Origin of the sequence: Stenotrophomonas sp. NRRL B-14846 (assembly GCF_050473585.1) — a bacterium.
Lineage (GTDB): Bacteria > Pseudomonadota > Gammaproteobacteria > Xanthomonadales > Xanthomonadaceae > Stenotrophomonas.
Map to the genome: position 1 here is coordinate 3,109,853 of NZ_JBFLUN010000022.1, position 17,945 is coordinate 3,127,797.

The 17,945-nt window shown below is 68.0% G+C and carries 19 protein-coding genes; 9 read left to right on the top strand and 10 right to left on the bottom strand.

All coding sequences use genetic code 11. The features are described from left to right. Window positions 1-48: 48 nt before the first annotated feature. The 5 genes from AB1281_RS16480 to AB1281_RS16500 form a co-directional block, all read right to left on the bottom strand. Window positions 49-1,494 (bottom strand): GGDEF domain-containing protein, encoded by a 1,446-nt coding sequence (locus AB1281_RS16480; RefSeq protein ID WP_014038456.1) that lies wholly within the window; start codon window positions 1,492-1,494, stop codon window positions 49-51. 146 nt (window positions 1,495-1,640) lie between these two features. Beyond that, window positions 1,641-2,471, bottom strand: a complete 831-nt coding sequence (fghA, locus tag AB1281_RS16485) for an S-formylglutathione hydrolase (protein ID WP_430346426.1) — start codon at window positions 2,469-2,471, stop codon at window positions 1,641-1,643. A 49-nt stretch (window positions 2,472-2,520) separates the two neighbouring features. Next, window positions 2,521-3,630, bottom strand: coding sequence for an S-(hydroxymethyl)glutathione dehydrogenase/class III alcohol dehydrogenase (locus tag AB1281_RS16490; RefSeq protein ID WP_180854357.1), 1,110 nt, complete (start codon window positions 3,628-3,630; stop codon window positions 2,521-2,523). A 58-nt stretch (window positions 3,631-3,688) separates the two neighbouring features. Further along, window positions 3,689-3,964: a formaldehyde-responsive transcriptional repressor FrmR gene (gene frmR, locus AB1281_RS16495; protein ID WP_005411009.1), complete on the bottom strand. Its 276-nt coding sequence runs from the start codon at window positions 3,962-3,964 to the stop codon at window positions 3,689-3,691. Window positions 3,965-4,035: 71 nt separating this feature from the next. After that, window positions 4,036-4,941, bottom strand: a complete 906-nt coding sequence (locus AB1281_RS16500; protein WP_430347009.1) for a LysR family transcriptional regulator — start codon at window positions 4,939-4,941, stop codon at window positions 4,036-4,038. Between the two features lie 130 nt (window positions 4,942-5,071). Here AB1281_RS16500 and AB1281_RS16505 point away from each other — a divergent pair, with 130 nt between their 5' ends. Beyond that, the gene (locus AB1281_RS16505; RefSeq protein WP_430346427.1) at window positions 5,072-6,175 is read left to right on the top strand and encodes an alkene reductase; all 1,104 of its coding nucleotides are present in this window, start codon (window positions 5,072-5,074) and stop codon (window positions 6,173-6,175) included. 59 nt (window positions 6,176-6,234) lie between these two features. Next, a complete protein-coding gene (locus AB1281_RS16510; protein ID WP_075676264.1) occupies window positions 6,235-6,651 on the top strand; it encodes a VOC family protein in 417 nt (138 codons plus the stop codon). 12 nt (window positions 6,652-6,663) lie between these two features. Here AB1281_RS16510 and AB1281_RS16515 read toward each other — a convergent pair whose 3' ends face one another. Continuing rightward, complete coding sequence (locus AB1281_RS16515; RefSeq protein WP_101766066.1) at window positions 6,664-7,359, bottom strand: DAPG hydrolase family protein; 696 nt, start codon at window positions 7,357-7,359, stop codon at window positions 6,664-6,666. Between the two features lie 77 nt (window positions 7,360-7,436). Between AB1281_RS16515 and AB1281_RS16520 the strand changes: the two genes are divergently transcribed. After that, window positions 7,437-8,099: a TetR/AcrR family transcriptional regulator gene (locus tag AB1281_RS16520; protein ID WP_075676262.1), complete on the top strand. Its 663-nt coding sequence runs from the start codon at window positions 7,437-7,439 to the stop codon at window positions 8,097-8,099. A 109-nt stretch (window positions 8,100-8,208) separates the two neighbouring features. Here AB1281_RS16520 and AB1281_RS16525 read toward each other — a convergent pair whose 3' ends face one another. Next, window positions 8,209-9,093: a LysR family transcriptional regulator gene (locus tag AB1281_RS16525; protein ID WP_014038466.1), complete on the bottom strand. Its 885-nt coding sequence runs from the start codon at window positions 9,091-9,093 to the stop codon at window positions 8,209-8,211. A 107-nt stretch (window positions 9,094-9,200) separates the two neighbouring features. On the opposite strand from AB1281_RS16525, the gene AB1281_RS16530 reads away from it, so the two are divergent. Then, window positions 9,201-10,259 (top strand): NAD(P)-dependent alcohol dehydrogenase, encoded by a 1,059-nt coding sequence (locus AB1281_RS16530; RefSeq protein WP_005419275.1) that lies wholly within the window; start codon window positions 9,201-9,203, stop codon window positions 10,257-10,259. 91 nt (window positions 10,260-10,350) lie between these two features. Here the strand turns inward: AB1281_RS16530 and AB1281_RS16535 are convergent, their stop codons facing one another. Beyond that, a complete protein-coding gene (locus AB1281_RS16535; protein WP_014038468.1) occupies window positions 10,351-11,715 on the bottom strand; it encodes a glutamate--cysteine ligase in 1,365 nt (454 codons plus the stop codon). A gap of 152 nt (window positions 11,716-11,867) precedes the next feature. On the opposite strand from AB1281_RS16535, the gene AB1281_RS16540 reads away from it, so the two are divergent. The 3 genes from AB1281_RS16540 to AB1281_RS16550 all read left to right on the top strand — a co-directional run bounded on the left by AB1281_RS16540 (window position 11,868) and on the right by AB1281_RS16550 (window position 14,990). Further along, window positions 11,868-12,572 (top strand): VIT1/CCC1 transporter family protein, encoded by a 705-nt coding sequence (locus tag AB1281_RS16540; protein ID WP_430346428.1) that lies wholly within the window; start codon window positions 11,868-11,870, stop codon window positions 12,570-12,572. Beyond that, window positions 12,569-13,393, top strand: coding sequence for a helix-turn-helix transcriptional regulator (locus AB1281_RS16545; protein ID WP_080011119.1), 825 nt, complete (start codon window positions 12,569-12,571; stop codon window positions 13,391-13,393). The genes AB1281_RS16540 and AB1281_RS16545 overlap by 4 nt, the downstream gene beginning before the upstream one ends. A gap of 622 nt (window positions 13,394-14,015) precedes the next feature. Next, window positions 14,016-14,990, top strand: coding sequence for an MBL fold metallo-hydrolase (locus AB1281_RS16550; protein ID WP_430346429.1), 975 nt, complete (start codon window positions 14,016-14,018; stop codon window positions 14,988-14,990). A gap of 65 nt (window positions 14,991-15,055) precedes the next feature. Here the strand turns inward: AB1281_RS16550 and AB1281_RS16555 are convergent, their stop codons facing one another. Continuing rightward, on the bottom strand, window positions 15,056-15,487 hold the full coding sequence (locus AB1281_RS16555; protein ID WP_065724691.1) for a hypothetical protein: 432 nt from the start codon (window positions 15,485-15,487) through the stop codon (window positions 15,056-15,058). Between the two features lie 40 nt (window positions 15,488-15,527). Beyond that, a complete protein-coding gene (gene yihA / locus AB1281_RS16560) occupies window positions 15,528-16,130 on the bottom strand; it encodes a ribosome biogenesis GTP-binding protein YihA/YsxC (protein WP_041864681.1) in 603 nt (200 codons plus the stop codon). A 156-nt stretch (window positions 16,131-16,286) separates the two neighbouring features. Here yihA and AB1281_RS16565 point away from each other — a divergent pair, with 156 nt between their 5' ends. Together AB1281_RS16565 and AB1281_RS16570 are read left to right on the top strand one after the other, a co-directional pair. Then, window positions 16,287-17,087 carry a c-type cytochrome gene (locus AB1281_RS16565; protein WP_430346430.1) on the top strand — a complete coding sequence of 267 codons (801 nt, stop codon included), beginning with the start codon at window positions 16,287-16,289 and terminating at the stop codon, window positions 17,085-17,087. A 106-nt stretch (window positions 17,088-17,193) separates the two neighbouring features. Next, the gene (locus AB1281_RS16570; protein WP_097048895.1) at window positions 17,194-17,844 is read left to right on the top strand and encodes a thiol:disulfide interchange protein DsbA/DsbL; all 651 of its coding nucleotides are present in this window, start codon (window positions 17,194-17,196) and stop codon (window positions 17,842-17,844) included. Window positions 17,845-17,945: the final 101 nt, after the last annotated feature.

The window sequence follows — 17,945 nt, forward strand, 5'->3', positions numbered from 1 at the left end:
TCGCGGCCCCCATGCGCAATCACACGCAGGCCCGGGCACCTGGCGCGCTCAGCAGTCCATCCTGCCGTGTGCGCTGCCTTCGTCGTCCAGCACGTGCGCATGCAGGATCACCTGGTTGCGGCCGGCACGTTTGGCGGCATACAGGCCGGCATCGGCGTCGGCCAGCAACTGATCCGCACTGGCCAGGGCAGGTGGATGCAGGTAGCCGACGCCAATGCTGATACTGACCGATCCTTCCGGCAACGGCAGCGCTTCCACCGCCTCGCGCAGGCGCTCGGCCAACGCCAGCACGCCCGACAGCGCGCTTCCGGGCACGATCACCGCGAATTCCTCGCCGCCATAGCGCGCAACACTGTCACCGGCGCGGCCGGCACTCGCCTTCAGCACCGCAGCCACGGCCTGCAGGCAGCGGTCGCCAGCGGGATGACCGTAGCGGTCGTTGAAGACCTTGAAATGATCGATATCCAGCAGCAGCAGGCCCAGCTCGGTACCACTGCGCCGAGCGCGGTTCCACTCGGCCAACAGCAGGGCATCGAACTCGCGGCGGTTGGCCACCCCGGTCAGACCGTCCCGTCGCGCCAGCTGGTCCAGCGCCGCCTGCCGTTCCAGCAGGTCGGTCTGCAGCAGGATGCTGCGCAGGCCGAAACCGAGCGTCGCCACCACGAATCCGGCCACCGCCAGGGGGCGTGCATGGTCGACCACCAGGGTGCCGACCACCAGCAGCAGCAACGGCAGGATCATCGGGCCCGCCGCCTGCACGGTGCGCGCCATCCGCGGGTGCGGCACGAACACCGGCGCGGGCGCCTGGCTCAGCGCCAGCAACGCCAGCAGCAGGAATGGCAGGTCGATCAGCAGGTCGTTGTAGGCGCCGAATGCATCCCCCGAGGTGTAGTGGTTGATGTAGAACGCCACCACCAGGTACGCCAGCGCGTACAGCGCCAGCGCGCGGAACACGCTGCGCCGCTCGGGCACATCGCCGGCCAGCCAGCGCACCACCGCGAAACCGGCAATGCACAGGTTCTGGATGTCGAACATGCGCTGCATGCTGACCATCGCCATCGGGTCGACCTCCACCCGGTCGGCGAAGGACTGCGTGTGCACGAAGAACAGCACGCCCAGCAGCGCCGCCATCGCCGCATCGATCAGGCTGATGCTGAGCCGCTCGCGCCGCGCGCGGGCGAGGATGAACACCAGCGGCACGCCGTACAGCACGTAGAGGAACAGGCTTGCCTGCGGGGTGATATCGGCACGGCCGGCCCCCAGCGCATCGATCATGTTGAAGGCCATGCCGCCCGCCCACAGCAGCAGCGCCAGCGCGGTGGCGCGCCAGCCCAGGGCCGCCCGGTCGCGGCGCGCCCGCCACAGGCAGGCGGCCGCCGCCAGCAACGGTGCACCGGTCAGGAACACGAACGATCCCACCCCGGCGGGGCCCGGCCACAGGGTCAGCACCAGGCCATGGCACAGCACATACAGCAGCGCCAGCACTACCGGCATGCATCCCCCGATCCACAAGGCCGTACGCGCGCACCATAGCCCCGCCCGCGCCACGGCCACGTAAAAAAAAGGGGACGGAGGGGATTAAGTCGTTTGCGGCACGGCGGCAAAAGCGACTTAATCCCCTCCGTCCCCTTTTCAGGCGGTCAGCTGCGCAGGGCGCGGGCGTGGTGCGCGACGTGCTCGCCGATGAAGCTGGCGATGAAATAGTAGCTGTGGTCGTAACCGGGCTGCAGGCGCAGGGTCAGCGGATGGCCGGCGGCATCGCAGGCCTCCTGCAGGCGCTGCGGCTGCAGCTGGGTCTGCAGGAACTCGTCCGCCTCGCCCTGGTCGACCAGCAACGGCAGGCGCTCACTGGCCGTCGCCAGCAGCGCGCAGGTATCCCACTGCGTCCAGTCGGCCGGGTTGTCGCCCAGATAGGCGGTGAACGCCTTCTGCCCCCACGGCACGTGGCTGGGCGCGACGATCGGCGAGAACGCCGACGCGCTGCGGTAGCGCCCCGGGTTGCGCAGCGCGATCACCAGCGCGCCATGGCCACCCATCGAATGGCCACTGATCGCGCGTGCATCGGTCACCGCGAAGTTCGCCTCGATCAGCGCCGGCAGTTCCTGCGCCACGTAGTCGTGCATGCGGTAGTGCTTCGCCCACGGTGCGCGGGTGGCATTGAGGTAGAAGCCTGCCCCCTTGCCCAGGTCGTAGCCTTCGGCATCGGCCACGTCATCACCGCGCGGGCTGGTGTCGGGCGCGACGATGATCACACCGTGCTCGGCCGCATAACGCTGCGCCCCGGCCTTGGTGATGAAATTCTGCTCGGTGCAGGTCAGCCCGCTCAGCCAGTACAGCACCGGCAGTTCCTGCGTTTCCGCCTGTGGCGGCAGGTACACGGCGAACTGCATGTCGCAGCCCAGCGTGGTCGAACGATGGCGATAGACATCCTGCCAGCCGCCGAAACAGGCGCGGTGTTCAATGCGTTCCATGGGTTCCTCCCGGGGGCGGCAGGCACGGCAGCCTGCCGCCCGGCGTGGATCAGTAATGGACCACCGAACGGATCGACTTGCCTTCATGCATCAGGTCGAAGGCTTCGTTGATCTTGTCCAGGTCCATGGTGTGGGTGACGAACGGGGCCAGTTCGATATCGCCCTTCATCGCGTCCTCGACCATGCCCGGCAGCTGGCTGCGGCCCTTCACGCCACCGAAGGCGGTGCCCATCCACTTGCGGCCGGTCACCAGCTGGAACGGCCGGGTGGAGATCTCCTGGCCCGAGCCGGCCACGCCGATCACCACGCTCTGGCCCCAGCCACGATGCGCGCACTCCAGCGCCGCACGCATCACGTTGACGTTGCCGATGCACTCGAAGCTGTGGTCCACGCCCCAGGTGGTCATTTCAACGATGACCTGCTGGATCGGCTTGTCGAAGTCCTTCGGGTTGATGCAGTCGGTGGCGCCGAATTCGCGCGCCAGTTCGAACTTGGACGGATTGGTGTCCACCGCGATGATGCGACCGGCCTTGGCCTGGCGCGCACCCTGGATCACCGCCAGGCCGATGCCACCGAGGCCGAACACGGCCACGCTGTCGCCTTCCTGCACCTTGGCGGTGTTGTGTACCGCCCCAATGCCGGTGGTGACGCCGCAGCCGAGCAGGCAGACATGCTCCGGGTTCGCGTCCGGATTGATCTTGGCCAGCGAGACTTCGGCCACCACGGTGTACTCGCTGAAGGTCGAGCAGCCCATGTAGTGGTACAGCGGTTCGCCGTTGTAGCTGAAGCGACTGGTGCCGTCGGGCATCACGCCCTTGCCCTGGGTGGCGCGCACCGACACGCACAGGTTGGTCTTGCCACTCTTGCAGAACAGGCACTCGCCGCACTCGGCGGTGTACAGCGGGATCACGTGGTCGCCCGGCTTGACGCTGGTCACGCCCTCGCCCACTTCCACCACGATGCCGGCGCCTTCATGGCCCAGCACCACCGGGAACAGGCCTTCCGGATCATCGCCGGACAGGGTGAACGCATCGGTGTGGCAGACACCGGTGTGGGTGATCTTCACCAGCACCTCGCCCTTCTTCGGCGGGGCGACGTCGATCTCGACGATCTGCAGCGGCTGGCCGGGACCAAAGGCGACGGCGGCACGGGACTTCATGATGGCTTCTCCAGAGACAGGCAGTAACAGGATGGGCGGCGCACTGTTGCGCCGTCGTTTATTTCAGGTACGAACGGATCAACGCGCTCATGTCGCGCACGCGCTCGGCGCGTTGTTCGTCGGAGGCTGCGGGCTGGCCGAATTCCTCGCGCAGATGGGCCTCCATCACCTCGGACATCAGGCCGTTGACCGCGCCACGGATGGCGGCGATCTGCTGCAGCACCGGCCCGCAGTCGGCGCCGGCTTCCAGCGCGCGGTCCAGCGCATCGCACTGGCCACGGATGCGGCGCACGCGGGCCAGGACCTTCTTCTTCTCTTCGGGGGAGTGCGGCATGGCGGGGCCACCTCGGAACTATACTGGGGGATAGTATACAAGCCGCAGCCACGGACTCAATCCCGGCCGGCTCAATCGAACAATCCCTCGCCCGCCAACCGCGTCAGTTCATCCACCACATAGCGTACCTTAGGCCGCAGGTGGCGGGTTGGCGGCCATAGCGCGTGGATGTCGATGTGCCGCTGCATGTGCGCGTCCAGTACCGATCGCAGCGCGCCGGATTGCAGGTGGCGGCGTACCAGTGAAATGGGCATCTGGCAGATGCCCAGGCCAGCGATGGCGCCTTCGATGACCGCATCGCCGTCGTTGAGCTGGTAGGCCGCGTTCGGAATGAAGGTGGCCTCTGCATCGTCGCTGCCGACCCGCCACGCCACCGGTTGCCCGTGGCGGAAACCAACGATGCTGCGATGCTGCGCCAGTTCCTCGACGATAGCCGGCACGCCGTGCGCCTGCAGGTACTCCGGCGATGCGCAGGTGACCAGGCGCTGGCGACCCAGCCGGCGCGCGACCAGATGCTCGGCCTGGTGCAATCCGCCGAAGCGGATCAGCAGGTCGATGCCCTCTTCGACCGGATCGACGAAGTGATCGGTGAAGGTCATCGTCAGCTGCAGGTCCGGGTACTGCCGGCACAGGCGCAACAGCACCGGCAGCACCACCAGCCGCCCGAACGAGGACGGCATGTCGATGCGCAGCCGCCCGCTGGGCAGGCCAGCCGACCCCAGGCAGGCCTCGGCCGCGGAGATTTCTTCCAGTGCCGCCGCACACGACGCGTAGTACGCCTCGCCATCGGTGGTCAGCGCGATGCGCCGCGTGGTGCGGTGGAACAGGCGCACGCCCAGCCGCGCTTCCAGCCGGGCGATGGCCTTGCCCACCGCCGAGCGCGAGATGCCCAGCGCGTCGGCAGCCTCGGTGAAGCTGCCCGAGCGGGCCGTAGTGACGAAGGTCACCAGGCCATTCAACGATTCCAGCGGCAGCATCATCTCATCCCACATTGGGGACAAATAGTCCCGCACCAAGGGAGATCGAAGCGCTTTATGCGCCCGCATGTCAACTCCATCCTGTGTGCATCGCGCCGCTGGCGCTCTTCCCCGCACCGAGATGACCAACATGACCGCCGCCCTGTTCCGTCCGTTCGACCTGACAGGCATCGCCCTGCGCAACCGCATCGCGATGGCCCCGATGACCCGTGCCCGCAACCCCGGCTCGGTCGCCAATGAGCTCACCGCGCAGTACTACCGGCAGCGCGCCAGCGCCGGCCTGATCATCAGCGAAGGCACGCCGGTCTCGCCGCAGGGCCAGGGCTACATCGACGTGCCGGGCATCTGGTCGGCCGAGCAGGTGGCCGGGTGGAAGCTGGTCACCGAGGCGGTGCATGCCGCGCAGGGCGCGATCTTCGCCCAGCTCTGGCACGTCGGCCGCATGTCGCATTCCTCGCTGCAGCCCGGGGGTGGGCAACCGGTCAGCGCCGGTACCCGGCCGGTCGCCAGCGCACCGAAGAACACCTCGTTCGTCTATCTGGAAGACGGCAGCCGCGGCCATGCCGATCCCACCCCGGCGCGTGCGCTGGCCACCGAAGAGATCCCCGGCATCATTGCCGACTTCGCGCGCGGCGCCGACAACGCCATCGCCGCCGGTTTCGATGGCATCGAACTGCATGCCGCCAACGGCTACCTGTTCGAGCAGTTCCTCAACCCGCTCATCAACCAGCGCGAGGACCGCTACGGCGGCTCGCTGCCAAACCGTGCGCGGTTGATCCTGGAGACGGTCGATGCGATGGCCGAGCGCATCGGCGCGCACCGCATCGGCGTGCGCCTGGCGCCAAACAACCTCACCTTCGACATGCCGTACTACCCCGACAACGAGGCCACCTATCTGTACCTGGCCGAGGAACTGGGCAAGCGCGGGCTGGCCTATGTGCATCTCAACGACAATCTGCAGGCGGGGCAGTCGGTGCTGGGCCCGGCCTTCCTGCGGCAGTTCAGGCAGGCCTACGGTGGCACCGTGATCCTGGCCGGTGGCATGACCCGCGAGCGCGCCCTGCAGCTGGTCGAGGCCGGCACCATCGACCTGGCCGCGTTCGGCCAGCCGTTCATCGCCAACCCGGATCTGGTCGAGCGCCTGCAGCGCGACATCGCGCTGGCCACTCCGGACCGCAGCAGCTACTACGGTGGCGGCGAAGCGGGCTACCTCGACTACCCGCGCGCGCAGTAGACCCACGCCCTGCGTGGATGCGGGCGTACACTGCCCACCCGCATCCACCGGATCTGCCCATGGATACGCCCACCGCATCATTCATCGTCAACCTCGACGTCCCCGATCTCGCCGCAGCCGAAGCCTTCTACACCACAGCCTTCGGCCTGCGCATCGGCCGCCGCCTCGGCCCGGGCGCCGTGGAGCTGCTCGGTGGGCCAACCCCGCTCTACCTGCTGCAGAACGAAGCCGGCAGCGCCGCCACCGAGGATGGCGACGTACGCGACTACGAGCGTCACTGGACGCCGCTGCACCTGGACTGGGTGGTGGATGACATCGAGGCCGCACTGGCACGTGCGATTGCGGCCGGGGCGACGCTCGAACAGCCTGTGCGCGAGCGTCGCTGGGGCCGCATCGCCGTGCTGGCCGATCCGTTCGGGCATGGCTTCTGCCTGATCCAGTTCAGCGGCGAAGGCTACGACGCGCTGGTCGAATGACCGGCGCATCGTTCACCACGGCAACGGCACCGCTTCGCCGTTGGCACGCTCGCCGTAGTACAGCGACGGCAGCAGGCGCGAGAGGAAACTGAACTCCGTGTAGCAGTGCCTGAGCAGGCCCAGGCCGACGGCATCGCCGGCATCGCGCTGCGGATCGGCGCTGTCCAGGCCGAGTACGAAGCGGCTGCGCAGCACGCAGCCAAACGGCGTATCGCGCGCCACGTGCAGCATCTGCCCGTCGCAGGGATCACCGTGCGCATCCAGGCGCACGTGATCGCCGAAGCCGATGCGTGCGGCGATCACTGCCGACACATCACCGGCATCCTGTGCCACCTGCAGGCGCTCGGGCACCAGCAGCGTGCGCGGGTCATGGAACTTCAGCCGCGCCGCCACCGGCGGAATGTCAGCCAGCGATTCCACCGCATGGATACTGGCGCCGTGGTAGCTGCGCCCGCGCTGCCAGGCCGCGTCCCAGCCGCGATGCTCGACATGGTCGACCGGGTGCCACCAGCGGATGTGCTGGGTGGTCTCGAAGAAGGTGAACCACCAGTCCAGCATGCGGCCCTTGCAGCCGTGCAGATCGGTGCGCACCGCCACCAGCAGGGTGCCGTCTTCGCGGCGCTGGATGCCGGTTTCCAGGTGCATCGGCGCCGGGTCCAGCAGATCGTGGTGGTCCAACCAGGCGCGGGCGTTCACAGCGGTATCCATCGGGGGTTTCCTGCGGGGTTGGGAGGCCCGACAATACGGAAACGTTCAACGTTTCGCCATTAACCCAATGCGGTAAGATGGGCGCAATGAACAGCACCGCCCTGCCCGAGCCCACAACGCCGACCCGCCGCCGCGGCCGCCCTGCGCGACCGGAAGCCGAAGTCCGCCACGCGGTGCTGCAGGCCACGCTGGCGCTGTTGCTGGCACAGGGTTACGAGGCCACCACCATCGAAGCGGTGGCGGCGCACGCCGGGGTGGCGAAGAAGACCGTGTACCGCCATGCCAGCAACCGCGAGGAACTGGTCGGATTGGCGGTGCGCGAGTGGACCGACGGCTTCGCGCCACAGTTGCAGCGTGATGCCCGCCACGCCGACGAAGTGCTGCCGCTGCTGCAGGCGATCCTGCAGGCGGTGTGCGCACAGGCGCTGTCGGCGCAGGCGGTGCAGGTGTTCCGCCTGCTCGCCACCGACTTTCCCGGCAAGGACGCGCTGCTGCAGGCCTATCTGGACAACGGCATCGAACGCGGCCGTGCATTGCTGGCCGACTGGCTGGCGCGTCAGCAGCAGCGTGGGCTGCTGCGCGAGGGAGATGCCGCGTGCATGGCGCGGCTGATCCTGGCGATGGCCGTTGCCGAGCCACTGCGCGAACGTGTGATCGGCGTGGTGGCCGAGGATGCGCCGGTGGAGGTGCACCTGCGTGATTGCCTGGTGTTGTTGGCGCCGGTGCTGCAGGGGCCGTAGCGTGGTGCCATCCACGCATGGCGTGGATCTACCGGCCGATCCCGATTCGTCGGTCGGCAATGGCCTGCTGCGGTGGGTGCCGACCGTTGGTCGGCACTCCTGCCACGACTCACTCGCGCAGCATATCCACGAACGCGCGCAGCGCACCGGGCATCTGCCGCTGCTTCGGGTAGTACAGCGCAAAGCCGGCGAACGGTTCGCTCCAGTCTTCCAGCACCGCCACCATCTGCCCTGAATCGATGTACGGCCGCGCGGTGTCTTCCAGCACATAGGCCAGGCCGATGCCATCGAGCACGGCACTGACCACGGTGCCCTGCTCGCCCAGGGTCAACCGCCCCGGCACGTCGATCTCCAGCGCCTGCCCCTCGCGTTCGAACTGCCACTTGTACAGATGGCCGCTGGCGAAGCGGAAGCGGATGCACTCGTGCGTGGCCAGGTCGCGTGGATGCTGCGGCGCAGAGCGTCTGCGCAGGTAGTCCGGCGAGCCGACGATCAGCCCACGCAGCGGCGGCCCCATCGGCACCGCCACCATGTCCTCGGGGATGAACTCATGCAGGCGCACGCCGGCGTCGTAACCCTCGGCGACGATGTCGACCAGGCCATCGTTCTCGGTCAGCTCCACCCGCACGTCGGGATGGGCGTGCAGGAAGCGCGCCAGCCGCGGCCCCAGCTGGGTCGCCACCGCCGCACGGGTGGCGTTGATGCGCAGCAGGCCGGCCGGGGCGGCGCGGAACTGGTTCATCTCTTCCAGCGCGTCATGCACCTGCCCCAGTGCCGGTTGCAGGCGCTCGAGCAGGCGCTGCCCGGCCTCGGTCAGTGCCACGCTGCGGGTGGTTCGATGGAACAGGCCCACGCCCAGGCGTTCTTCCAGGGCGCGGATCGCATAGCTCACCGCCGAGGTCGACAGCGCCAGCTCGGCGCCGGCGCGGCGGAAGCTGCGGTGGCGGGCGACCGCCGCGAACGCGGCCAGGTGGGAGAGGTTGTCAGTGGCCATGATTGTGCAGTTTCACTTGATGAATCATGCCGATATCCGGGCTTCTTGCCGCTGGGTACGGGGCGTATTGTAAAACGCCTTTCGACAAACCCTGCCAAGGATTCCCCATGTCCCTCGCCCGTGGTTACGCCGCCCATTCACATACCGACCCGCTGATCCCGTACGAGTTCGAACGCCGCGCGGTCGGCCCGGACGATGTGCGTATCGAGATCCTCTACAGCGGCATCTGCCACTCCGACCTGCACCAGGCCCGCGACGACTGGGGTGGCTCGATCTACCCGATGGTGCCGGGCCACGAGATCATCGGCCGCGTGACCGAGGTCGGCAGCAACGTCACCCGCTTCAAGGTCGGCGACCACGCCGGCGTGGGCTGCATGGTCGACTCGTGCCGCCACTGCGACGCCTGCGAGCACGATCTGGAGCAGTACTGTGCCGAAGGCGCGACCTGGACCTACAACGGCCGTGAACGCGAAAGCGGTGCGCCGACCTACGGCGGCTATTCCGACCACGTGGTGGTCGAGCAGCGCTTCGTGGTGAAGGTGTCCGACACGCTCGACCTGAAGGCGGCCGCGCCGCTGCTGTGCGCCGGCATCACCACCTGGTCGCCGCTGCGCCACTGGAAGGTCGGCCCGGGCCAGAAGGTCGGCGTGATCGGCCTCGGTGGCCTCGGCCACATGGGCGTGAAGTTCGCCAAGGCACTCGGCGCGCATGTGGTGATGATCACCACCACGCCGGAAAAGGGTGCCGACGCCAAGCGCCTGGGCGCCGATGAAGTGCTGGTCTCGCGCGATGCCGCGCAGATGAAAGCGCACGCCGGCAGCTTCGACTTCCTGCTCAACACCATTCCGGTCGGCCATGACACCAACCCGTACATGGGCCTGCTCAAGCGCGAGGCCACCATGTGCCTGGTCGGCGTGCTGACCGAACTGGACCCGCCGCTGACCGGCGGCAGCGTGATCTTCGGCCGCAAGCACCTGACCGGCTCGGCGATCGGCGGCATGGCCGAAACCCAGGAAATGATGGACTTCTGTGCCGAGCACGGCATCGTCAGCGACGTCGAGATGATCGACATCAAGAACGTCAACGAAGCCTGGGAACGCATGGCGAAGAACGATGTGCGCTACCGCTTCGTGATCGACATGGCGACGATGAAGAACGCCGCCTGATCCAGGGCCGATGTGAAAAAGAAAAACCCCGGCAATGCCGGGGTTTTTCTTCGGGTAGTGCCGGCCGCTGGCCGGCAACCCCGCATGGCGGTCAGTACGCGAACTCGCGGAACACCGGATCGACGTCGCCGTGCCAGCGGCCATGGAACAGCGCCAGCTTGCGCTCGGCCGGGGTCAGGCCGGATTCGACGATTTCCTGCAGCACGTCCAGGAACTTGCTCTCGTCCTGGCCGTCGGCATTGCGCGCCGCGCGGCGCTTGAGGCCTTCAACGGAAATCTTCACCGCTTCGCGGGCCAGGTCGCGCACGCTGCCATTACGGAACGGCAGGTTCATCGCATGCTTCGGCACGCCGTCGCGCAGTGCATGGCGCTCGGCCAGGGTGAAGTCACGCACCAGGTCCCAGGCGGCATCCAGTGCGGTGTCGTCGTACAGCAGGCCCACCCAGAATGCCGGCAGCGCACACAGGCGGCTCCACGGGCCACCATCGGCGCCGCGCATTTCCAGGTACTTCTTCAGGCGCACTTCCGGGAACGCGGTGGTCATGTGGTCCGACCAGTCGCGCAGCGTCGGCAGCGCGCCCGGCAGCACCGGCAGCCTGGCCTGCATGAAATCGCGGAAGCTCTGCCCGCTCGCGTCGTGGTAGATGCCATCGCGGTAGGAGAAATACATCGGCACGTCGAGCAGGTAGTCGACATAGCGCTCGTAACCGAAGCCATCCTCGAACACGAAGTCGAGCATGCCGGTGCGGTCGGCGTCGGTGTCGGTCCAGATGTGCGAGCGGTAGCTCAGGTAGCCGTTCGGCTTGCCTTCGGTGAACGGCGAATCGGCGAACAGCGCGGTGGCGATCGGCTGCAGCGCCAGCGACACGCGGAACTTCTTCACCATGTCCGCTTCGGTGGCGTAATCCAGGTTCACCTGCACCGTGCAGGTGCGGGTCATCATGTCCAGGCCCAGCGAGCCGACCTTGGGCATGTACGCGCGCATGATCTTGTAGCGGCCCTTCGGCATCCACGGCATTTCATCGCGCTTCCACTTCGGCTGGAAACCCATGCCGAGGAAGCCCAGCTGCAGTTCGCCGGCCACCTGCGCCACTTCGTTCAGATGGGTGCCGGTCTCCACGCAGGTCTGGTGGATGGTCTCCAGCGCCGCGCCGGACAGTTCCAGCTGACCGGCCGGTTCCAGTGTCACCGAGGCGCCATCGCGCAGCAGGGCGATGGTGTTGCCGTTCTCCTGCACCGGCTCCCAGCCAAAGCGGACCAGGCCATTGAGCAGCGCCTCGATGCCGCGCTCGCCCTCGAAGGTCGGCGGTCGCAGGTCATCCAGGCGGAACCCGAACTTCTCGTGCTCGGTACCGATGCGCCACTGCGCGCGGGGCTTCTCGCCGGAGGCGATCACCTCCACCAGCTGCGAGCGGTCGGTAATGGGGGTATCGGCGACGTGGCTGGGGCTCGACAAGGGGAAGGCTCGCTGGACAGTGGCGGGGGATGTGGGGCCCGGGGCCTTCCATCGCAAGGGCGCACTATAGCGTGGCGACCCGTTGCGTCATGCGACGGTGGCAGGTTTCAGCATCCTACCGACGCCCTCTTGACCCTCGTACACTCAGAGCCATGAGCCGTCATTCACGACACCCCGAACTGCACCGCTCCGAGCGTGTCGGCTGGCTGCGTGCCGCCGTGCTGGGGGCAAACGATGGCATCGTCTCGGTGGCCGGCCTGGTAGTCGGCGTGGCCGCCAGCGGCGCCTCCGCGGCGACCATCCTGGCCACCGGCGTGGCTGGCACCGTGGCCGGCGCGATGTCGATGGCCGCCGGCGAGTATGTCTCGGTGCAGACCCAGGCCGACACCGAAGACGCCGACCTGGCGATGGAGAAGCGCGAACTGCACGAAGACCCGCACAGCGAGCTGGAAGAGCTGGCCGCGATCTACCGCCACCGCGGCCTGGAGCCTGCCCTGGCACGGCAGGTGGCCGAACAGCTCACCGCCCACGACGCGCTGGGCGCCCATGCCCGCGACGAACTCGGCATCACCGATACCCTGCGCGCGCGCCCGTTGCAGGCGGCGCTGGCCTCGGCCGGTGCGTTCACCTGTGGCGCGGCACTGCCGGTGCTGACCGCCCTGCTCGCGCCGGTCGACAAGGTCGCACTGCTGACCACCGCCAGTACCCTGCTCGGCCTGTGCCTGACCGGCGCGATGGCGGCGCAGGCCGGGGGCGCCCCGCCTGTTCGCGGCGCAATCCGGGTGATGTTCTGGGGCGCGTTGGCGATGGCCGCGGCCGCAGGCGTCGGTCGCCTGCTCGGTGCCCACGTCTCGTGACCGGCATGCTGCCCCCGGCCACCGCGCTGCTGGCCGAGATGGCCAGCCTGGCCGGCTGCGCGCGCGCCGAGGGCTATGCGTGCATCACCGCTCGCCGGGAACATGGCGCCAGTTCGGTGGAAATTCCGCAGCCGCAGTTCGCGATCCTGCTGGAAGGCCGCAAGCAGGTGCGCACCGCACACCAGTCACTGGAATTCTTCCCCGGCGACATCCTGCTGCTGACCCAGCGCTGCCGCATCGATGTGGTCAACAGCCCCGACCCGCGCAGTGGCCGCTACCTCAGTGCCATCGTGCCGCTGTGTGCCGAAGTGCTGGCGGCCGCACGCACGCTGTGGAGCGAGGAACTTCCCGCCCCTGGGCAGGCGATGGCGCGACTGCCGTTGATCGACCATGGCGCGGTGCTGCGCCAGTGGCGCCAATCGCTGCAGGACGGTCGTTACAGCGACGCGCGGCTGGCCCTGGCCTCGCTGGTGCTGACCCTGTGCCGGCAGGGCCACGGCAACCTGCTGCTGCCGCAGGCACCGAGCCTGGGCGAACAGATCCGCGACCGCATCGCCGCCGAACCAGCACGCGACTGGCAATCGCGTGATGTGGAAGAACAGTTCGCGCTGAGCGGTGCGACCCTGCGCCGTCGCCTGGCGGCCGAGGACACCAGCCTGCGCCAGCTGCTCACCGAGGCCCGGCTGGCGCATGGCATGCAGCTGCTCTACACCACCGACCTGCCGTTGAAGACCGTCGCGGCACGCGCGGGCTACCGGTCTGCGGCCAGTTTCAGCAAGCGCTTCGCCGAGCAGTACGGGCTGGCTCCCACAGACATTTGAGGGGGTTCGGCAGGGCTGCGCCCTGCACCCGCAGAAGCGAGTGCAAGAGCCGGAGCAACAGCAACAGCGTGCATTCCGTGGGATGGCGGGGCACTGTGGGTTTGCGGGGACGCCGTAAACCCGTCCATGGGGGCTTGGTCGCGGCATCCATGCCGCTCACACCCCGCAAACCCACAGTGCCCCGCCTTCGACAGATTCCGGCGGCTGTTGGTAGGTGTCGACCTTGGTCGACACATCTGTCAGATATCGAATGAAATTCCCGGGTCAGATCCGTTTTCCTCCGGAAAACGGATCTGACCCCAAGAGCATTTCCAACAGATCGCAGAAAACTGTCGAAGGCGGGGTGGGTCCGGTTGCGGGGGCGTGAGCGCCATGGATGGCGCGACCGAGCCTACAAGGACGTATTTACGGCGTCCCCCGCAACCGGACCCACCCCGCCATCCCACGGATAGCCGGTGTTGCTTCGGCCGTTGCCGTTGCTGTTGCCTCTGCAGGTGCAGGGCGCAGCCCTGCAGACACCCCCCCTCCCTGAGCATTCCGCGCAGTGGTTTGAGCGCCGTGCACACGCCGGCCACGGCACGCTGGGCACAACGGAATCGCCCGTCATCCACCGAGAACCGCCATGACCCTGCGTCCCCTGCCGCTACGCGGCGCCCTGCTGCTGGCCCTGTCGTCCCTGCCGCTGGCCGCGCTGGCCGAAGCCACTTCGCCCGCCCCCACCCAGCAGGTCCCCGGCGTCTATCACCAGCGCGTCGGTGCGCTGCAGGTCACCGCCCTGTTCGACGGCGTGGTCGCATTGGGCCGGCAGGAAGTGGTCGACGTGCCGCCAACGCTGGTCAGCCGCCTGTTGGAAGGCCGCTACGTACCCGAAGACAAGAAGGGCCTGCAGACCGCGATCAACGCCTTCCTGGTGCGCCAGGGCAACCACCTGACCCTGGTCGATACCGGCACCGCACAGTGCTTCGGCCCCGGCCTGGGCCAGGTGCTGGGCAACCTGCGTGCCTCCGGCGTGGACCCGGCCGAGGTGGACGAAGTGCTGTTGACCCACGCCCATCCGGACCACCTGTGCGGGGTGCTCGACGCGCAGGGCAAGCCGGCCTACCCGAATGCCACCGTGTGGCTGTCCAAGGCCGATGCCGATTACTGGCTCAACCCGGCCAGCGAGGCCACGGCGCCGAAGGGCGTGCGCTTCGCCTTCCCGCTGGCGCGCAACGCGGTCGCGCCGTACCAGGCCAGCGGCCACCTGCGCACTTTCAGCCCCGGCGATGCGCTGCCCGGTGGCGCAGTGGCGATGGACACCCATGGCCATACCCCCGGCCATGTCTCCTACCGGTTCGACAGCCAGGGCCAGTCACTGCTGGTATGGGGTGATGTGCTGCACTTCCATGCGGTGCAGTTCGCGCACCCGGAGGCGGCATTCGAGGCTGATTCGGACCGCAAGGCGGCCATCGCCAGCCGTCGCGGCCTGCTGCAGCAGGCCACCGCCAACGGTTGGTGGGTGGCCGGTGCGCACCTGCCGTTCCCCGGTCTGGGCCATGTGCGTGGCGAGGGCAAGGCCTATGCGTGGGTGCCGGCGGAGTATTCGCCGTTGAAATGAGGTATCGCCGACCAGCGGCCGGTACTACCCGGAAGCAGACCGGTCGCGCCGGGCCATGCCCGGCCCTACCGGCCGGGTGCCGAGCGCTGCGCGTCCCGTAGTTCGTCCAGGTACGGCAACAGTTCCTGCAGCGCCAAGTACAAACCCGCTTGCCGCGCGTCCATCCGGATCGCCTGCCACTGCGCGTGTTCGAAGATCCCGTCATCAGAACAGCTGAGCGAGGTCGCATCAAGCTCAGCGCAGGATGCGCGAAGCCTCAGCAGCGCCTGCTGGCCCAATGGCGGCACCTGATCGGCCAGACCGTCCATGACGGCCACCAGAGGCATCAGGACCGACGACTGGACCTCACAGGCAAGACACTGCGGCAGCTTTGCCGCTTGGCCCAATGCGTCCTGCTGGAGGAAATCGAGGGCAGAGAGCAAGGTGCAGGCCGCTTCGACGCGGGCACCGTCACCCGCCCCGTGCCATTGCCAGAACGTTGCTGCAAATCCTTCCATCCGTACACCCCGATGAAAAGGCAGGCGACCGCTGGCCGCCTTATTCCAGCCCCAGCCAGCCGCCGATGATGCCGCGGGCTTCGTCCACACCGGTGCGGGCGGCGCCGGAGAACACCTGCACGCTGACCGTATCACCGAAGGAGGAGTGCAGTTCCTTGCGCACCTTCTGCAGGGTCTGCATCTGCTGGCTGCGGCTCAGCTTGTCGGCCTTGGTCAGCAACGCATGCGCCGGCAGGCCACGCTGCACGGCATAGGCCAGCATCTGCCGGTCGTAGTCCTTCAGCGGGTGGCGGATATCCATCACCACCACCAGGCCCCTCAGCGCATTGCGGGTGCGGAAGTAGCGGTCGATGAAGGCCTGCCAGTGCGCCTGCAGGTCCAGCGGCACCTTGGCGTAGCCGTAACCGGGCAGATCGACCAGATGGGCTTCCGGGGTCACCTGGAAGAACACCAGCTGCTGGGTGCGGCCGGGGGTCTTGGAGACCCGGGCCAGGCTGTTCTGGCGGGTCAATGCGTTGAGAGCACTGGACTTGCCGGCGTTGGAGCGGCCCGCAAAGGCCACTTCGGCCCCCTCATCGGGCGGCAGCTGCCCCATGTTGTGGGCAGAGAGGTGGTATTGAGCGCGTTCGATGAGCAATGACATGTGCATAGGATCGCATGTTGCGGCACCGCGCGCCCGGCCCAGGGCCCTCTGCCGGGAAAATGCTGCACTGCTGCGTTGACCGTGCGCGGAAACGGCGTTGATAATCCGGGCGATGCCGGCGGCCACCGCCCGGCCCGGTCCATACGGAGCTTTAGCATGCGCCACGCTCGCGTTCTTGCCGTATCCGCCCTTGCCACTGCTGTAGTCGTTGCCGCTGCTGCGTTCGCGCAGACCACGTTGACCCCGCTACCCGACAACGGGCCGATCCGTACCGCCTCGCTGGAGGTGGATTTCAGCAAGACCCACTGGGGCGATGCCAAGGCCGGCCAGACCAAGGCGACGGCCTGCGCGGCCTGCCATGGTGCCGACGGCAATTCCACGGTGGAGATGTACCCGTCCATCGCCGGCCAGAGCGAACGCTACGTGGCCCAGCAGATGGCCCTGATCGCCAACGGCCAGCGCAGTTCCGGCGCGGCGGTGGCGATGGTGCCGTTCGTGCAGAACCTCACCCCGCAGGACATGCGCGACATCGGCGCGTTCTTCGCCACGCAGAAAGCCACCGCTGGTATCGCCGATGACACGGCGGTGACCGAGGGCCCCTACAAGGGCATAAAGTTCTACGAGATCGGCCAGCAGCTGTACCGTGGCGGCGACGCCAAGCGCGGCCTGCCGGCCTGCATGGCCTGCCACGGCCCCAGTGGCGCCGGCAATCCGGGCCCGGCCTATCCGCACCTCGGTGGGCAGCACGCCAGTTATGTCGCGCGCCGCCTGCAGGAGTACCAGGCCGGCCAGACCAGCGAGACCGACAAGGCGCACTTCCAGATCATGGCCACGGTCGCGCAGAAGCTCAGCGAGCAGGAGGTGCAGGCGCTGTCCAGCTACCTGCAGGGCCTGCACAACAAGGCCGACGATGTGGCCACTGCAGCCACGCCGACGCAACCGGCTGCCGCCCCCTGACCACCACTGGTCGGCCCGGGCCGCCACCTCGGCCCGCGGCTGCGGTATGTTTCCTTCACGCCGGCGGCTGCGCCGGCGTTGCTTTTTTCAACGGAGATGCGTGTCGATGAGGTTGATTTCCCGCCTGCTGTTGTCCGTGCTGGTACTGCTGCCGCTGGTAGCCTGCGCCGCCACCCCCGCCAATGCCCCGCTGGTCGAGGGCAAAGACTACGAGCGCATCGCCCAGCCGGGCCCGTTCCAGCCGCTGGCCGGCAAGATCGAGGTGGTCGAGGTCTTCGGCTACACCTGCCCGCACTGCGCCCATTTCGAACCGCAGCTGGAAGCCTGGGCGGCCAAGCTGCCGGCCGACGTGCGCTTCACCCCGGTGCCGGCGGCCTTCGGCGGCGCCTGGGATGCCTGGGCACTGGCCTACTACGCCGCCGACGAAGTCGGCGTGGCCAAGCGCAGCCATGCCGCCGTGTTCAAGGCCCTGCACGAACAGGGCTCGCTGCCGATGCAGAACGTCTCGGCCGATGAGCTCGCCACCTTCTACAAGGCCTACGGCGTGACCCCGGACCGTTATCTGCAGGCCCTGCGCGGCGATGCCGTGCAGAAGAAGGTCGATGCCGCCCGCGCGTTCGCCCAGCGCACCAAGATTCCGGGCACCCCGGCCATCATCATCAACGGCCAGTACCTGGTGCGTGGCAACAGCTTCGACGACCAGCTGCGCATCGCCTCGGCGCTGATCGCCCAGGCCCGCGCAGCCCGCGGCCGCTGAACCCAGCCCCACCACCGACACGGCGCTGTCGCCGCCGCGTGTCATCATTTCCCTCTGGCCGGCGCCTGCCGCCGGCCCCACCATTCCAGATGCTGGAGACG

Coding starts and splice junctions, on each gene's coding strand:
- AB1281_RS16565 (WP_430346430.1), top strand. CDS start 16,287: ATGCGCCACGCTCGCGTTCTTGCCGTATCCGCCCTTGCCACTGCTGTA.
- fghA (WP_430346426.1), bottom strand. CDS start 2,471: ATGGAACGCATTGAACACCGCGCCTGTTTCGGCGGCTGGCAGGATGTC.
- AB1281_RS16540 (WP_430346428.1), top strand. CDS start 11,868: ATGAGCCGTCATTCACGACACCCCGAACTGCACCGCTCCGAGCGTGTC.
- AB1281_RS16515 (WP_101766066.1), bottom strand. CDS start 7,359: ATGGATACCGCTGTGAACGCCCGCGCCTGGTTGGACCACCACGATCTG.
- yihA (WP_041864681.1), bottom strand. CDS start 16,130: ATGTCATTGCTCATCGAACGCGCTCAATACCACCTCTCTGCCCACAAC.
- AB1281_RS16550 (WP_430346429.1), top strand. CDS start 14,016: ATGACCCTGCGTCCCCTGCCGCTACGCGGCGCCCTGCTGCTGGCCCTG.
- AB1281_RS16510 (WP_075676264.1), top strand. CDS start 6,235: ATGGATACGCCCACCGCATCATTCATCGTCAACCTCGACGTCCCCGAT.
- AB1281_RS16480 (WP_014038456.1), bottom strand. CDS start 1,494: ATGCCGGTAGTGCTGGCGCTGCTGTATGTGCTGTGCCATGGCCTGGTG.
- AB1281_RS16530 (WP_005419275.1), top strand. CDS start 9,201: ATGTCCCTCGCCCGTGGTTACGCCGCCCATTCACATACCGACCCGCTG.
- AB1281_RS16525 (WP_014038466.1), bottom strand. CDS start 9,093: ATGGCCACTGACAACCTCTCCCACCTGGCCGCGTTCGCGGCGGTCGCC.
- frmR (WP_005411009.1), bottom strand. CDS start 3,964: ATGCCGCACTCCCCCGAAGAGAAGAAGAAGGTCCTGGCCCGCGTGCGC.
- AB1281_RS16500 (WP_430347009.1), bottom strand. CDS start 4,941: ATGCTGCCGCTGGAATCGTTGAATGGCCTGGTGACCTTCGTCACTACG.
- AB1281_RS16555 (WP_065724691.1), bottom strand. CDS start 15,487: ATGGAAGGATTTGCAGCAACGTTCTGGCAATGGCACGGGGCGGGTGAC.
- AB1281_RS16520 (WP_075676262.1), top strand. CDS start 7,437: ATGGGCGCAATGAACAGCACCGCCCTGCCCGAGCCCACAACGCCGACC.
- AB1281_RS16490 (WP_180854357.1), bottom strand. CDS start 3,630: ATGAAGTCCCGTGCCGCCGTCGCCTTTGGTCCCGGCCAGCCGCTGCAG.
- AB1281_RS16570 (WP_097048895.1), top strand. CDS start 17,194: ATGAGGTTGATTTCCCGCCTGCTGTTGTCCGTGCTGGTACTGCTGCCG.
- AB1281_RS16505 (WP_430346427.1), top strand. CDS start 5,072: ATGACCGCCGCCCTGTTCCGTCCGTTCGACCTGACAGGCATCGCCCTG.